The following is a 16,191-nucleotide window of genomic DNA, read 5'->3' as shown; positions in this document are numbered from 1 at the left end:
AGGATGCACGGTTCCTACGGCCTGCATCGCGAATCGAGTGGCTGAGAGGAGCGGTAATACCCGATGGACACGGTTTCGTCCGTCAACGAGGCTCGTTATCCTGGTTGTTTCCCAAATATCTCAGCAACTCATGACGAGGTTGATATGCGACAACGCAACGCGCGAATCGGGATGGTGCTCTTCTGTGTGTACCTGCTGCTGTACGGCGGGTTTGTATTTCTGAACGCTTTTGCGCCGGAAACCATGGAAGTCCTGCCCTTTGCCGGTGTGAATCTGGCGATTTTGTACGGATTTGGCTTGATCATCGCCGCTGTGCTGCTGGCCTTGATTTACGGCTGGATGTGCCAACCGGACGATGAAGACGTCGCCGCGAAAGAGGTGGAGAAATGATTTACGAACCCTCCACCCAGGCTGTTGTCTTCTTCTTTCTGTTCGTCGCCATCACATTGGGGCTCAGTTTTTATCTGGGCAGCAAGGCGAAATCTTCACAGGGTTATTTCACCGCGCACGGTCAGATCCCCTGGTTCGTCAATGGTATTGCCTTTGCGGGTGATTACCTGTCGGCGGCATCATTTTTGGGCATCTGCGGGATGATTGCCTTTTATGGGTACGACGGGTTTTTGTACTCAATCGGCTATCTCGCGGGTTGGATTGTGGCATTGTTTGTGATCGCCGAACCGATGAAGCGGTTGGGGCGGTTCACATTTGCCGACGCGCTGGATGCGAAGTTTGAATCGCGAGGCATCAAATTGGCCGCGGGGATCAGCACTTTGGCGGTCAGTGTGTTTTATCTGATTCCACAAATGGTCGGCGCGGGCGTGTTGGTGCAACCGCTGCTCGGATTTCCACACTGGGTGGGAGTTGTTTTAGTGGGTGTGACGGTGATTCTGATCGTCGTCTCCGCTGGGATGGTCTCAACGACCTGGGTGCAGTTTCTCAAAGGTTCGCTATTAGTCCTGTTCAGCGCCATTCTGACGTGGATGATTATTGAGCGTGGATTTGAGGTCAAAGCGGGCGGAGAGGATGGTTATGAGTTTCAAACACTCGGTCCGGTAAGCAGCGGGGCGGAGTTTGCCGCACTCCCTGCGCTGAAAGGGACAACCCCGATTCCGCCTGAGGGGCCATGGGCCGACACGAATTTTCGCCGCTTTCGAAATAACGAAACGGGGGTCGTCTCTGTTTGGAGCGAAGCCGAAATCGCGCCGGGCCAATTGGTGCTGCGTGAAGCGCAGTCGGAAACGCATACCACGGACGGGGAAACGCTGGTCAACGGCCAAGTCAAAGGCACAAAAAAGGGTGAGGCGGAATTGCATCCGGTGGGGAATGTGACGAAGTTGCCCGGCGGGGAGTCGCGGACCGGGAAGCTCGGCTTTCTTTCGTTTTTCAGCACGCTGCAAAACAGCGAAGTCGTGCTGTGGGGCAATCAGAAAATCACCGAACCGGATGGGACCACGACGACGGTCTATTTCCAAAAACCGACCGCCGGCAGCCAAGTGTTGCGTCCGGGCGAGCATCCCACGTTTAGTGGTATCCGCAGCACCAAACTGCTGGACAAATTGAATTTTCTGTCGCTGATGCTGGCGCTGTTTTGCGGGACCGCTTCGTTACCGCACATTTTGATTCGTTATTACACGGTCAAAGACGCCGCCGCCGCGCGGAAGAGTACGATCGTGGGCATCGGCAGCATCGGATTCTTTTATGTGCTCACGCTCTATATGGGACTGGGAGCGATGACTAGCGGGTCGATGGATGTCACCAACAGCAACATGGCAGCGCCGCTATTGGCGCGGAGCATGAACGAATGGCTGTTCGCGGCGATTTCAGCGATTGCTTTTACGACGGTGCTGGGCACGGTCAGTGGATTGATTTTGGCCTCTGCCGGAGCAGTCACGCACGACTTGGTCACACATGCGTTTGGTGTGGAGTTGAACGACGGCGAAAAAGTCCGCGTGGCAAAGATCACTTCGGTCTTCGTCGGTGCGATCGCGATTGTGTTGGGCATCGTGTTCAAAGAGATGAACGTCAGTTATCTCGTCGGCTGGGCCTTTAGCGTAGCTGCTTCGGCGAATCTGCCGGCGCTAGTGATGTTGTTGTTCTGGAAAGGGACGACACGACAAGGAATCATCGCCGCCGTCGTGGTCGGCATGACCAGTTCCCTGGGGTGGATTCTGCTGAGCGCGGATACCTACACCAAAGTTTATGGCCTACCGGCTGGTGACGCACTGGTGCCATTCAGCCAACCGGGAATTGTGACGATTCCGTTGGGATTTTTGACGTTGATTGTGGTGTCGTTGATGACTCAACCGAAAACGGTGGCTGAATGATAAGTGGGAAACGTGTTTAGTTAAACAGCCTACGCCCTCCTACAGAGTCGAGGTTGGTAGGGGTTCATTGCGTCAAACCGTGACGGTGATACCGACGGGATTGATATTCACGTCGGGTGAATGCCGAAAATGATACTGGACACCCCACCAGCAAAGTGTACACACGACCACCCTTGGCCAGGATAAACTGGTCAGGATGTCTGGGCAAAGGGTGTTCATCAGGATATACTAATATCTCAATTCGTACGGCAACCGGAGTTAGCGAAAAGACTTTGATTGAGGATTCTTGAATGACCGTTTCGACCAATTGCGAAGGATTTCGACGTCGTGACTGCCTGAAGTTGGGCTTAGGTGCACTGTTTGGCGGAAGCTTTGTTGACGCATTGCGGATGCAAGCGCACGCGAGTGATGCTGTGGCCAACGGTCGCAAGAAGGCGACGAATTGCATTTTGATTTGGATGGACGGCGGACCGACCCATTTTGAGACGTTCGATCCCAAGCCGGAGGCGCCGGCGGAAATTCGCGGCGAATTTGATCCGATTGCCACGTCCGTGCCGGGGGTCCACTTCTCGGAGCACATGACGAAACTGGCGAGCAATTTGCACCGGTTCTCGATGATTCGCTCGATCCGACACAACCAAGGCAACCATGGTGCGGGCAACCACTACATGATGACCGGTGCGCCGCCACGGATTCCGGTTGGCTGCGGTGCGTTTGTCAGTTTTCATCCCAGCATGGGTTCGGTGGTCTCGCACGAATTGGGCCAACCGACCGGCTTGCCGCAATACTTCTCGATGCCGCGTATGGCGCGTTCGGGCGGCCCCAACTTCTTGGGTGCCAAGTACGCTCCGTTTGTTGTGGCAGACGATCCGAACAAAGAAAAATTCCGCGTCCGCGATGTCGCCCTGCCCGATGGGTTGGGCACCGGACGTTTTTCGGGACGGACCGATATTCGTGCGCAGGTCGACAAAATGCGGCGGATTGCCGACAAGGCGGCCGGCGACCCGATCGGCGGATACGACGAATACTTCTCGCAAGGATACGATCTGGTCACTTCGCAGCAAGCCCAAGAGGCCTTTGACATCAGTCGCGAAACGGACGAAACGCGTGAAGCGTATGTCCGCGACGGTTTTGGGCAACGCTGTCTATTGGCTCGCCGTTTGGTCGAAGCGGGTGTCCCTTTTGTCACCGTTTACGACGGTGGCTGGGACCATCACGGCAGCATCTTCCCCGCTTGTAGCAAACGTTTGCCGAAGTGGGACCAAACCGTGTCGGCGCTGATTGAAGATCTCGACCAGCGGGGCATGTTGGAAACGACAATCGTCGTCGCCTTGGGCGAATTCGGCCGCACGCCGAAGATTTCACAACTCGCCGGACGTACGGCACCGGGACGTGACCACTGGGCCAACGCCATGTCGGTCTTGATGGCCGGTGGCGGTACGCCTGGGAATACCGTAGTCGGCGCCACGGATCGCAAAGGCTATACGGCCATCGACCGTGTCCTCTCTCCGGAGAATTTTGTGTCGACCGTGTATTCGAAGTTGGGGATCAACCCCGACAAAATGCTCTACACGCCGCAAGGCCGCCCAACGCACTTGGTTAGCGATCCGACGCCGATCAGCGAAGTGATGGCCTAACAGTCCGTTGTCGAAGGGTGCCACTGGCGGCTTGTCCCAATCCTGTTCGGCTCGATTGTTGCTATTGTTGGGCGTGATGGCAAGGTGGCGGTGTGTTTGCTTGTTTTTTGGGGGAGGGCGTGGCTGCAAGGGCTGCGGTTGGTGGGGTGGGGAGTTGTCTCAGCGCAGCGTTGAGCGGCTCGTCATCTGCGGGGAGTCGCGGAGCGAGTGGGGTTAGACGCTTGTCGTGGCGTGCGGCGGCAAACGGTTTATGTGGGCCAGTAGTTCTTCTTCATCCGCCAAACCTTGGAAGTAATAACAAAGCATTTCATACGTCCGCAGCGTCGGCTTGCGGCCGGTCACTAGGCTGATCAGCAGGCAAGCGATGATCGCACAGTACGTTTGAATTTCGATTCCGTTGTCACAGTCGCTTAATAACTTGCGGCAGCCCAGCACATGTTTCAAAAACCGAAAGTACAATTCGATCATCCAGCGACTGCGATAAATCAACGCGATGATTTCCGCCGGCACGTCCAGCAAGTTCGTCACCAGCACGACGTCGTGCGTGGCAGCGGCCCGCTTGCGTCCGCCTCGCTTGGGATGCGTTTCGGCGCGAATCACCACCCGCCGCACGCGATGCTGCGGATGCTCAATCCGTCGCGATTTGGGCGAACCGAGTTGGCCGATGGCGTCTTCCAACACGCCCGCCGCCCGCGCCTCCTCGTCCAGTTCGCGAACCTCGTCAGCCGTAAACGCGCGGTCGTTGCGGATGCGGCAAACGTAGCTGCTGCCGACATCGACGATCGCGTTGAACAGCGAAAATTGTTCGTAACCGCGATCGATCACGTAGCAGCGATCCGGTTCCAATTGGCTGCGCAACACGTTTTTTTCATTGGCCGGTCCTTGGCCGCTGGCGTCGGTGACTGCCGATTTGACAGGCACGCCTTTGAGGATTTCAAAGTGCGCGTGCAGCTTAAAACCGCGATCGTTGCGGGTGGCAAAACAGGCCTGCGTGATTTGCGGCAGCTTCTTCAGCAGGCTGCCGTCGACGGCGGTCAAGGTCTGCGCGAAGTCTTTCAGCCGCGGGTCGCAGTCGGCGCGTTGCGGAGCGCGCTGGAGCAGTTCACCGGCGATTTCCCGCAGCAATTCCGGGTCAAACACACGTGCCGCTTCGGACAACGAACCCAGCGAAGCCCGTTGGCAGCCCAGCAAGCGCTGCACTTTTTTGAGTTGGCTGGTTTGTTGCATGCCGCGCAGCGAAGTGACGATCGGGTTGAACATGTACAGCAGTATCAACCCGCAATACTGATCAAAAAACAAGTCGCGATTGCCCGCTTTGTCCCGTTCGCAGCCGACGGGCCGCAAGCGTTTGAGCAGCGAAGAGATTCGTTTCAGATATTTCAGTCCGGTCAAATCCGCATCGGAAACCCGCTTCGCTTTCTTCCTGGCCACAGGGCGCCTCTCCGTCAAATTGGCAGTTATGAAAGACTACCAAAGCCCATGGCGCAAATTCCGTGCCGAACAGGATTGGGCTTGTCCGCCAGTGAAAACCGTATTGTTGGCAAAAGCACTGCTGGACAAGCCAGCAGTGGCACCCAGCTTAGTGAGGTTTCTGATTCTTCAACGGGCTGCTATCGCATTCGGCGCTACGCTTGCCTGTGACCGGCGGGGATTCTACGATCGCGGTGCGCGCCTGCGTTTGTTTCACCACGGAGAATTTAGGCTGTAGGCTCTAGACTGTAGGCCTTAGGATTAGGCTGCCAATGCTTTCCTATGGACTACGGCCTAAAGCCTATAGCCTCTTTCCACTCCGTGGTTAATATCCCGACTCACTAAAATCCCCCCCCTGCTCTTCTTCCACTATGCCTGATTCTACGGAAAACGAACGTACGCTGAGCCGGTTTGTCGTTGGTATTGATTTAGGAACGACGAATTGCGCGGTGGCATTTGTCGATACTGAGGATGAGAGTGGCACGGTTTGTACGTTTGAAGTTCCGCAACTGGTCGCTGCCGGGGAGGTCGAAGCGCGCGAGACATTGCCGTCGTTTCATTATCAACCGGCTGCGGGGGAATTTGCCGCTGGCGCACTTCGGTTGCCTTGGGGCGATGAGAATTGCTCCTACATCATGGGGGCATTTGCGCGAGATCATGGTGAGACGGTTCCCGGACGTCAGATTGGTTCGGCCAAGTCGTGGTTGTGTCATTCGGGAGTCGACCGTACCTCGCCGCTGCTGCCTTGGCATGGGGCGGACGATGTTGAAATGCTTTCGCCGATTGATGTCAGCAGCCGCATTCTCGCGCATATCCGTGCGGCCTGGAATCATCGGTTTGCCGAACATCCGTTGGAACAACAAGACGTCGCCATCACGCTGCCTGCGTCGTTTGATGAGGTGGCTCGTGAGTTGACGGTTAAGGCGGCGGCGCAAGCTCAGTTGCCGCGGATTGTGTTGCTCGAAGAACCGCAAGCGGCGTTTTATGCGTGGATTTACCGGCATCGCAACGATTGGCAAAATCATGTGCAACCGGGACAGAAGATTTTGATCTGCGACGTCGGCGGCGGAACCAGCGACTTCACCTTGATCCGCGTCCGGCCCGGCAGTGCGGGGAAGGTGCGGTTTCATCGCGTGGCGGTGGGCGATCATCTGATTTTGGGCGGTGATAACCTAGACCTGGCGCTCGCGCATCATGTCGAAGGAAAACTGACCGCAGGCGGTAAGAAACTTTCGCCGCGACAATGGGGCGTGCTTGTGCGGACCTGTCGCCGCGCTAAGGAAGCGCTGTTGGGTGCGAATCCGCCGGAGACGTTTGTCATCAACCTACCCGGTGGCGGTTCGAAGCTGATTGGCGGCGGATTGCAAACAGAAGTTTCCGAAGCGGATGTGCGGCGGATTTTGTTGGATGGTTTTTTGCCTGCTGTTGAACTCGATGCGCAGCCCTCGCGACGCAGTTCGGGATTTCAAGAATTCGGTCTGCCCTACGCGCCCGACCCGGCGATCACGCGTTACCTGGCGGCCTTTTTATCGGCGCACCGGCACGATGCGCGTCCCGACGAAGATGATCCGGTCGACCACGATCCGGCGCGGCCTGACATTGTGGTATTCAACGGTGGGTTGTTTGAATCGACGACGCTGCGCGAGCGGATGTTGGATCAATTGTCGCAATGGTTTTCGCCTGCAGCGGGGTCCGATTGGCAACCGTTGGTGCTCAAGAACGACCGGCTTGATTTGGCGGTCGCCTATGGAGCGGCGTACTATGGCATGGTGCGCCGCGGGGTGGGTGAAAAGATCGCCGCCGGGTTGCCGCGGACATATTACGTGGGGGCGGAATCGGCGGAGAACGACGAGACGACGGCGGTTTGCCTGTTGCCTGCTGGTATTGAAGATGAACAAGGGGTCGATCTCACCGACCGCGCGTTTCATTTGCGGATCCGCGAGCCGGTTGAGTTTCCGATTTTTGTGTCGAGTACCCGCCTGACCGACCAACCGGGCGATGCGGTGCCGTTTGACCGCGAACAGATGTCGGCGCTGCCGCCCATTCGGACAGTGCTCAAGTCGCGCAGTTCCGACGCCAACATCTTGCCGGTGCATTTGCACGCGCGGTTGACGACGATTGGCACGATGGACATGTGGTGCAGTGAGGTCGACGGTCCGCGGACTTGGAAGTTGCAATTCGACGTCCGCGCTGCCACGCACACCGACCGCGAAGCGCACACTGGTGGCGGCGAATCGGCGGGGTTTGTGGATGAACAGACCATTGCCACCTGCCGGGCCTTGATCCAAGAAACCTTCACCGATGCGGGTGATCCTAAATCATTGGTCAAACGGCTGGCGGCCGCAGCGGGGATGAGCCGGCATGAATGGCCACCGTCGTTGTTGCGGGAGATGTGGGAATGCTTGATGGAGGTCGAAGCGGGCCGCAAGTTGAGCATGACACACGAAGCACGTTGGCTGAACCTGCTGGGCTATTCGCTGCGGCCCGGTTTCGGCATGGCGGTCGATGATTGGCGGGTCGCACAGACGTGGCGGCAATTGCAGGGCAAGTTGATTCATGCCAACCCGACTTGTCAGGCGGAGTTTTGGATTTTGTGGCGGCGGATTGGCGGCGGCTTAGCGGCGGGGCAACATTGGACATTGGCCGCTCCGTTACTCTCGGCCGTTCGCAATCGTCCAAAGTCGTCGAAGAAAAAAGGCAAGCCCTCGGGCGGCGCGGGGATCGTCGAAGTGCTGCGGCTGCTCGGTTCGCTCGAGTCCTTAAGCCTCGACGTCAAAAAGGAACTCGGCACGGTCTTGTTAAAGATCATCAGCAACGAGGGCGCGATTGCGATTCGTGAAGCAGCCGCATGGGCCTTAGGCCGCGCCGCTGCCCGCATCCCCTTGCACGGTCCGCTCAATGGCGTGTTGGCGCCGACGATTGTGGAAGCTTGGATCGACAAGTTACTCAAAACCCGAGATCCCGATCCGGTCCTGGGCTTCACGCTGATGCAACTCACCCGCAAGACCGGCGACCGCTATCGCGACGTGTCGGACGAGACCCGGCAGCGCGTCGTCGACTGGCTGGAAGACCACGACGCCCCGTCGCACTTCGTGACGCTGGTGCGCGATGGTGGGGAGTTGGAAGCGGACGAACAAGGGATTGTATTCGGTGAGAGTTTGCCGGCTGGGTTGCGGTTGGGGTAGTGTGACACAGTCTTGCAAGGCAACGCGGAACGTGCGAATCGCCGGCTTCTCGCGTATACGGCAACAGCACTCTGCTTGGTATCCTGCATTGACGCTTTCTTGCATTTGATTTATAGGTTTTTCTGCTCCGGCAGGCATATTCCCCGCAACTGGCCGTCATCGAGGACATCGCCATGAGACGATCTATTCTGTTTGCTCTAGTGGTTCAGCTTTCGTGTGTGGCATCGGTGTTTGGGTGGGACGACCCGGTGGCTGGCCGCAAGCCTTTGAGGTACTGGGTCGATCGATTAAACGACTCGGACGCGGAGGTCCGCGAACAAGCGGTTAAATTCGTGAGGATCGAGGTAAGTGAGTTTTCGGATTTGGTTTGGGAGGGCGAGCCTCTTGATCTCAAGGGACTCAAGAGACGCGGCAACTTTCGACAGGAAGCAACGCCGCTAATTCCCGAGTTGCTTAAAGCGCTGAGGAACACTGACGAAAATGTTGTCGGTGTGGCGGCCGAAATGCTGATGCTCTTGGGACCTGAAGCGCAGGTCGCGTTGCCCGATTTGGAACGAATCATCCTCAGCGAATCATCTACCGCATCCACGCGAACTACGATGTTCTACGTGCTGCTGTTTGCCACGCCGGAGGACAAACCCGTTGGGCCGATTTTGCTTAAGCTGCTCAACTCCTTGCCATGGGAAACATATGAAAACCTGTTGAATTTGGTGTACGGCAGCCTGCCTAGCGACGACGACCAACAATCTGAAAACGCACAGAAGCAGCGAGGGACCATGGTCGCTTTGTCCATTCCTGCCTACCTTGGTCCGATGATCTCTTCTGGTCATACGAAGATTGAAGTGCCTTATCTTGTAAAGATTGCAACGGGAGAATATCCAACAACCATCCGAGCAATGGCAATCGGAATTCTGGGAGGGTTGGAATTCGATGCGAAGTCTGCCGTACCAGCGCTACGCAAGCTGTTGAAGGATGAGGACCGCCTCGTCCGCAGCTGGGCAGTCAATGCGCTGAGCGATATTGAACCGGACCCGCAGCTCGTTCCCGAGTTGATCGAAGCACTCGGATTGAAAGGTGAGAAGCGAGACGAGGCTGAGCAAGGGATGCGCGAGTGGCTTAAGCAACAAGAACAGGAAAGAGAAAGCTTACGGGAACTCTATAAGGATGGAGACGATCTGACGGACTTCGTCCAGGCGATTAAACACGGAAGCGGTTACCAACGCCGCCAGGCCATTCAGCATCTGGGGCAGATCGGGCCGGGCGCGAAGTCCATTATTCCGGAACTTCGCAAAGCACTGCAGGACCCTGACGAAGATACCCGCCGGATGGCCGCCGAGGCGATCAAGCAGATCGAGACGACAGCGCCGACATCTAACAACGATTGAGGCTGCTGCCCCCGCAGGTAGCCCAGAGCGTTTCTTTCTGAGCCGCGAAGTTGGCAAAAGCTGTGCCGCAGAGTTGCTGATGATTCGCAACCCTCTCCTGCGGCTGCGCCGCCCCGAAAGAATCTTTCGGGGCCACCCGCGAATAATGAAAAATGGTGTTGAAATGACAAACAGAGTTCCTAGCCCGGAAGATTTTGAGCGGGCAAATAGAGAATCTCGAGAAGAATTCCGTAACCTTGACCAGGTGGAAAAAAATGTTAGTCAACATTTCCGGAGTACTTGCCCTCTTCATCATTTCGCCATTCTCCCCCAAAGCGTGCCAGAATTCCGAGCGTATGTATTCTTTGAGACTGACATATACCTCAGGCTAAGTAATACAAACGGAATTCAGCCAGACATTGTCGATTTTGTATATGATGAATTAGAAAAGGCGGGACGTGGAAAAAGGGGAGAAATCAAAGTCGCATTTGAATTTGATTCTTACGAAAATGTGATTGAAAATTATAAAGGGAATTATTACCTGCGGTTACTCTAGTGCAAATTAGGCGCAGGTCGGACAACGGCCCTCCCGTTTTGTGGGGTTGGTTACCAAACTTGATTCGCGTCAGGCGGGAGCCTGACCTACGGGGTTCCCGCCCTGCCGCAATACAGCGGGAGAGGCGGCAGCGCCAAAATCATTCAAGCGGTGCTTCCTCTGCGGAACCTGCGAATTCCGATTACGGCTATCCCGATCAGAATTGCAAGACTGATGGCAATCAACGTCTTGGCCCAGGCAGTTAACGCTTTCGGGGTAAATCCATCAGCTTGATTGGCATCGTGACTCAACACCGGAACAACATTGTGAGCCGCCACATATCGTTCCTTGGATTGGGCCTCATCGATTGAGCCATCGGCCACGATGTAGCTCATTTTGCTGATGTTGTCGTTGACCATCGTCCCCATTGGCATTTCGACGCGAAATTCTTTTGCCTCCACATCCTGCCGGATTTTCCTTTGCGTGAGTTTTGCGCGACTTCCAAATCCGTTGAGCCAGTTCACATAAGTGATTTGCGCAGGCCCCCAAACCCCCGCTTCCCATTCTCCCGGCTCGATGAGATATTCCTCAATCGCGTGCGGCAGTCCGGCGGAGAATTTTGAAACTCGAGTCAGCATCCCTCCGTGGCGTTGATCGAAAGTGAATACGATCTTGTCAGGTTTTGTGGACTGAGGACTTGCGTTTGGAGATTCAAACGAGAACTCAATGATACCGTCTTTATTTTCGGTGACAGCCAAAACGCTCTTGCTTGAAATGCGCGACGCGATGAACTCTTTTAAGTTTGTTGGCAGTGGTTCTTTGCCAAACAGATTGACAAAAGGAGGTAAGAAACAAGTACCCGACGTCGAGAGATAGGCCCGGTAAGTGTCTGTCGAGGGGACGGTCTTACTGATTTCCCCTTCCGCTATGCTACGAGTACCGTGATTACTGTCCGCGGGAGTTATTTCCTGCGGTGGTAGACTGGTTCCCTGTCGAGATCGGGTCCACATGGAATAGGTCTCGCCATCAAAACCCCAACGAACTCGCGTTGCGATATGGGGAGCAGCCCCATTCACCCATTTTGATACCGATTCCACGTTCAGGTAGAAACGTCCGGCATTGCAGTCGAACAACGCATTGCCTGAGGTATATCCCTTTTCACCAGTTTTCGGTTGTTCTTTGAAGCTCGCTAAACCATTCTGGTGCGCTTCTTTGAGAGCTGCTGCGGGACCTTGACGGGCTATGTCAGGGAGCTGCCCCTTGAGTGCCAGCAACTCGAAGTCCCAGGCATACACGCCGGTGATGGCTGCACGCTCATTCAGAATGGCCTCAAGCCGTTGCTGGATATCGGATTGTTTGTCGGCTGCATTGGCAATACTCGACAGACCCCAACATGCAAGAACCATTAAAACGAGAACGCATCGCTTCTTTGTCATGGGTCACTCCAGAAGATTGCAATAAGGCGAGCAGTGAGCTTGTGAGCAAGTGGCGTAAATAGTCACCGATTCAAGTCTGAAAAGCAATACGTATGGCACAGGGGTCTGGATCAATGGAATGTGCGTTGTTTTTGGGGTAGGCGTATCTACCGTACTGCGCGAGAAAGGTGCGTCGTGACGCACCCTACGGGTGCAGTGGTTGGGGCTTGTTTGGGGGGCGGCTTTCGATTTGACGGGGGTGTCTTTGTTGGGATATGGTATTTGTTTCTAGCGGCCCCACTCTGTGGCCCTGGCAATTCTTCTGCATACGTTTGTATTCGCCTACTTACCCCTGAGACGAATTCCTCGAAGGAATCAGGCAATGGCCATTGTTGCGGAATGTTTTACGTGCGGGCAGACGTACAAGCTCTCGGATGATAAAGCGGGGCGGACGTTTCGTTGTCGGGGGTGTAGTGCGACGGTCGAAGTTCCCGGCATTCGAAGTCGTGCGGCTGGCAGTTCGCGACCACGGTCGTCGTCGGGCGGCGGAGCGAGCGTCGACAAACGGGTCTTGTTGATCGGCGGAATTGTGGGCGGGTTTGTGCTTCTGTTGGGCATCGGCACGATCATCGGCATGGTGGTCTCTTCGCGGAATCGAGCGGAGGAGCGCATTGCTGTTGAGGGTGAACCAGGGCTGTCGGACGAAGGGATCGCTGCAGAGGATTTGAGCGACGAGGAGAAAGCGAAGCGGCAAGAAACGTATCAGGCGAGCTTGAAAAAGCGACGCCAGGCACGCGGTGATCGCGACAAAAAGGCGCTCATTTCCAATTTCGGCAAGGAAAAAGTAGCGACGGTTGTGATCAACAACGTCGTGGGGGATACAGCTGCTGCTAATCGCTATTTGAATCGGAAAATCTTCCGCGCCGCTTACAGCATCTATGCCGGGGCACAGGAGCGCGCGTCGCAACAAACCAAACAGAACAAAGACGCCGCTGCACAAAAAGCGTTGCAAGAACACAAAAAACAGTGGGGCAAAGCGGGTCCCGGATTTGTCCGCTTTGAATACAAGGTGATCCGCTCCGACTTGCCTTATCCACGCGTCCTCAATATGGGGCGGCAGGACAATACGTTTACGTTTCTCGTTGGCCCGGCGATCAATCTTCGCGAATTTGCTGAACAAATTGGTGTAGGGTCCGTATCGGACGTGCAGGGTCGCGAGATTCACATTCGCGCGCAATTGCCGACGCCGATCCCGGATCCCGATATTGAAGAACTGGTGCTCCAGCACGGCGACGAGAAAGTGGTGCGTGTCGAAGTCCACGGCGCCGAGGGGAGCCCGGAGTTGGTGCAACTGTACCTGCAGAATCAAACCGAAGCGCTCGACAACGGCGGAAATAAACTTTCACTCGTCGCCATGGAGGCTTTGGGGAACGGCCGGTATCAGTTTGTGGTAGCACCGGTTGAGAATGCACAAGTGTTTGCCGAAAGCCTGGATTGGGGGCAACCGGAAAACGTCGATGCGGATGCGGGGTTGGTGACCATAGCCGCCCAATTGCCGGAGCACCTGCCCAGCCGAGCTGAACTACGAGCGGCCGAGGAAAAACTGCGGGCGGAGGAAAGGAAACGACAAGCGGACGAAAACGCCATTCGCAGCGCCGACATTTCCGGAAAAGCTCGTCCGGGTGAAGCGGAATTAGACTGGGCCCTTCGCGTTCTGCAAGAGGAAAATGTCAGCCGTCCCGAAAAGGCTCTCAAAGCATTGGCTCGGATGGATGTGGATGACGAGCGGCGCGAGGAGGTTGCCAAGGTGTTGCAACAAACCATCGGCAAGCCCTTCTTTCGTCTAAAGGATCAGATCCCGGCGATCCTGCATTGGAAAACAGACGACACCGAACAAATGATTCTGCAAATGGGCGGGAAACATCACTCGCCTGACGATGGCGCCGCCTTGATGCAGGCCCTCGTCGAGCTGAACACGCCCACCACCGCGCGAGCACTGGCCACCGCACTGACAGACTTCTTTTCCGGCGACGATTCGGTGCGGTATTTGATAAAAATGGGACCGCTCGCCGAAGGCCCGGTGTTGCCCTATCTAAAACATAAAGACGCACGCATCCGCCGACGAGTCTATGCGGCCCTCATTGAAATCGGCGGCCGCAAGTCTATGGGCAGCGTCCGTTCCAACGTGAAGCTGGAAAAAGATCCCGTGATGAAAGCCCTCGCGGAGGGGTGCGACGCGGAGATCCGTGCGCGGGTGGCTGCTGCGGAGGAAGCGGCAAAGGCGGGTGCGGAGGGGGGAGATGGGGAGTGATTGGGCGTTGTTGTTGCGCGTATCCATCGCTAACGATGATAAATTGGCGGGGCTGTTTTGCGTTGTCATGAGTTGCAGGGTGGAGTGTTCAGAACAATCCTTCGGAAATGGCCTGCCAAATATGCGGGCTACGAGGAACTACAATGCCGAACCGTGAACTTCAATTCACCGAAGGAAAGTCCCAGAAGTTTTGGAACATTACCTTGAAAGGGAATTCTCATAAGGTCGTCTATGGCCGCATTGGTACGTCTGGGCGCACACTCTCGAAGACGTTTGATACGCGGTCCGAAGCGAAAGCGTCTTACACGAGTTTGATAGATTCCAAGCTAAAGAAAGGCTACCAGGACGTTTCGCAGAAGAAAACACGTACCACGAAGAAGCAGGCTGCGAAAAAGCTGGCCCCCAAAAAACAGACAATAAAAAAACATCACGTAAAAAAAGTGAGAAAGGTCTCATTTCCCTCGACGATTCCCAAGAAAAAACGAGCGCAACCTTCAAATGGTTCCGGAAAAATATCCATCACTTTGAATGATCTCACGCGTCGCAAGAACATGCATCACTGTCTGTTCGGTAATAAGCGAGATATGGCGGATCGTTGTCATTACGTATGGATCTGGTTGCTGCGACACATGCGACTTCAAGATCCATGGATTGATGTGGCCGTCTGGGAGATCGGTCCCACGGTGCTCGTGCGCCCCGCCTGCACCGCCTTGGATGAATCGCACCGCTCATTCGTCCGGCCGCAACCCCTTTATTTTGAACTAAAGGGCTACAAGCAGGAGAAACGGAAGATTGAGAAACAAAAGGGTGTTGACGAGGCGACCATTGAAAAGGAGCGACGGGCACTTGAGCGTGAACTGATGGAACGGATGCAAGAGGCGATCGTCAAGGGATTCCAGCATAAGCAGGCACAGAAGAATTATGCGATGTACAATCCTGACGATCGGCCGTTTACCGTGCTCGTCACGTTCGACGATCAGGGACTTCATGCGAGCGAGTTCACGGTCGTCTGGAAAAATAGGCGAGGATCGAGCGCAGCTCAGATTCGCAAACAGGTGGTCGCGGTCAAAGGCAAGAAACCCGTTATCGAGAAGCAGGGGAAGTCGATCCAACGGCAGCACCTCGACAATCTGGCTGTGAAGCGAAAGCAGGAATGGAAGGAGTACCACGAGTACTGGGATCAAGAGAAGCAAAAGACCCAGGCGCGGAAACCGGCCATCCACAAGAAACTGGTCAAACAGATAGAACAGGCTGAAGCAGAGTTTTTAAAACGACCACGGAAAAAAACAAAACAGAAATCAGGCTCGTCGAAGGAATTCTTGTTCAGCCTCGATGACGACAACCAGCAAGAAAGAATCCTCGTAGCGACGGTCACACTCGACACACTCGTTGAAATTAATGCCACGTATCCATGGGCTAACTTCGACGAGAATGACAACCGCATCTGGGAGTACGCTACGGCCTTCATGGATCCTATATACAAGAAATCAAAGTCGGGTCGCCGTGCGTTGTGGAACAAACTGAATCGGCGCCAGAAAGTGTTCTATGTTCTGCTCAACTTCATCGGTGAAACTGATAACGGCGGTGTGTGGCAGTTTTTGTTCAACTGGCCCGAGTTGTCATTGGCCGCCCTCGAAGCAATGAACGAAATCGGCGCGATGAAGCTAGCACGCGATTACCGGGCCACATTGGAAGAGTTCTTGGGAAAGGGGCGCTCGCTATCGGACCTGCGAAAACGGTTCGGCGACAAGAACCTCAGCACGAAAAAACGCTGGCAGGCCTTTGCCGAAGGTTACGCGGAACTGAAAACAGCTCAGAAGATCCAGAAGTATTTCTACACGGCTGCATTTAAAAAGGGACTTTACAAGAAACTGTCTGACTACATTGAGGAATCGTATCACCTGTTCGCGAACGTCAAAACGTAACTCGGCATGTCGCACGTTAGGCGGA

10 protein-coding genes are annotated in these 16,191 nt (G+C 55.4%); 8 read left to right on the top strand and 2 right to left on the bottom strand.

Features of this window, described 5'->3' with window-relative positions; genetic code table 11:
- Positions 1–144 precede the first annotated feature (144 nt).
- The 3 genes from Mal52_RS10400 (at position 145) to Mal52_RS10390 (ending at position 3,961) form a co-directional block, all read left to right on the top strand.
- The gene (locus tag Mal52_RS10400; RefSeq protein WP_145375972.1) at positions 145–390 is read left to right on the top strand and encodes a DUF485 domain-containing protein; all 246 of its coding nucleotides are present in this window, start codon (positions 145–147) and stop codon (positions 388–390) included.
- On the top strand, positions 387–2,324 hold the full coding sequence (locus tag Mal52_RS10395; RefSeq protein WP_145375970.1) for a sodium/solute symporter: 1,938 nt from the start codon (positions 387–389) through the stop codon (positions 2,322–2,324). Before Mal52_RS10400 ends, Mal52_RS10395 begins: the two co-directional genes overlap by 4 nt.
- Positions 2,325–2,614: 290 nt before the next feature.
- Entirely contained in the window at positions 2,615–3,961 is a 1,347-nt protein-coding gene (locus Mal52_RS10390; protein WP_145375968.1) for a DUF1501 domain-containing protein, read from the top strand.
- Positions 3,962–4,174: 213 nt separating this feature from the next.
- Here Mal52_RS10390 and Mal52_RS10385 read toward each other — a convergent pair whose 3' ends face one another.
- Complete coding sequence (locus Mal52_RS10385; RefSeq protein WP_197534562.1) at positions 4,175–5,392, bottom strand: IS4 family transposase; 1,218 nt, start codon at positions 5,390–5,392, stop codon at positions 4,175–4,177.
- 410 nt (positions 5,393–5,802) lie between these two features.
- Between Mal52_RS10385 and Mal52_RS10380 the strand changes: the two genes are divergently transcribed.
- From Mal52_RS10380 to Mal52_RS10370, 3 genes are all read left to right on the top strand, one after another.
- Complete coding sequence (locus tag Mal52_RS10380; protein WP_145375966.1) at positions 5,803–8,616, top strand: hsp70 family protein; 2,814 nt, start codon at positions 5,803–5,805, stop codon at positions 8,614–8,616.
- Positions 8,617–8,789: 173 nt separating this feature from the next.
- Positions 8,790–10,001 (top strand): HEAT repeat domain-containing protein, encoded by a 1,212-nt coding sequence (locus Mal52_RS10375; RefSeq protein ID WP_145375964.1) that lies wholly within the window; start codon positions 8,790–8,792, stop codon positions 9,999–10,001.
- A gap of 79 nt (positions 10,002–10,080) precedes the next feature.
- The gene (locus tag Mal52_RS10370; RefSeq protein WP_145375962.1) at positions 10,081–10,536 is read left to right on the top strand and encodes a motility associated factor glycosyltransferase family protein; all 456 of its coding nucleotides are present in this window, start codon (positions 10,081–10,083) and stop codon (positions 10,534–10,536) included.
- 143 nt (positions 10,537–10,679) lie between these two features.
- Here Mal52_RS10370 and Mal52_RS10365 read toward each other — a convergent pair whose 3' ends face one another.
- Complete coding sequence (locus Mal52_RS10365) at positions 10,680–11,951, bottom strand: hypothetical protein (RefSeq protein ID WP_145375960.1); 1,272 nt, start codon at positions 11,949–11,951, stop codon at positions 10,680–10,682.
- Positions 11,952–12,312: 361 nt separating this feature from the next.
- Between Mal52_RS10365 and Mal52_RS10360 the strand changes: the two genes are divergently transcribed.
- Both Mal52_RS10360 and Mal52_RS10355 read left to right on the top strand, forming a co-directional pair.
- Complete coding sequence (locus tag Mal52_RS10360; protein ID WP_145375958.1) at positions 12,313–14,241, top strand: hypothetical protein; 1,929 nt, start codon at positions 12,313–12,315, stop codon at positions 14,239–14,241.
- 143 nt (positions 14,242–14,384) lie between these two features.
- On the top strand, positions 14,385–16,166 hold the full coding sequence (locus tag Mal52_RS10355; RefSeq protein WP_197534805.1) for a WGR domain-containing protein: 1,782 nt from the start codon (positions 14,385–14,387) through the stop codon (positions 16,164–16,166).
- Positions 16,167–16,191 lie beyond the last annotated feature (25 nt).

Source organism: Symmachiella dynata, from assembly GCF_007747995.1.
GTDB classification, from domain to species: Bacteria; Planctomycetota; Planctomycetia; order Planctomycetales; family Planctomycetaceae; genus Symmachiella; species Symmachiella dynata.
This window is presented reverse-complemented; position numbering and strand designations above follow the sequence as displayed.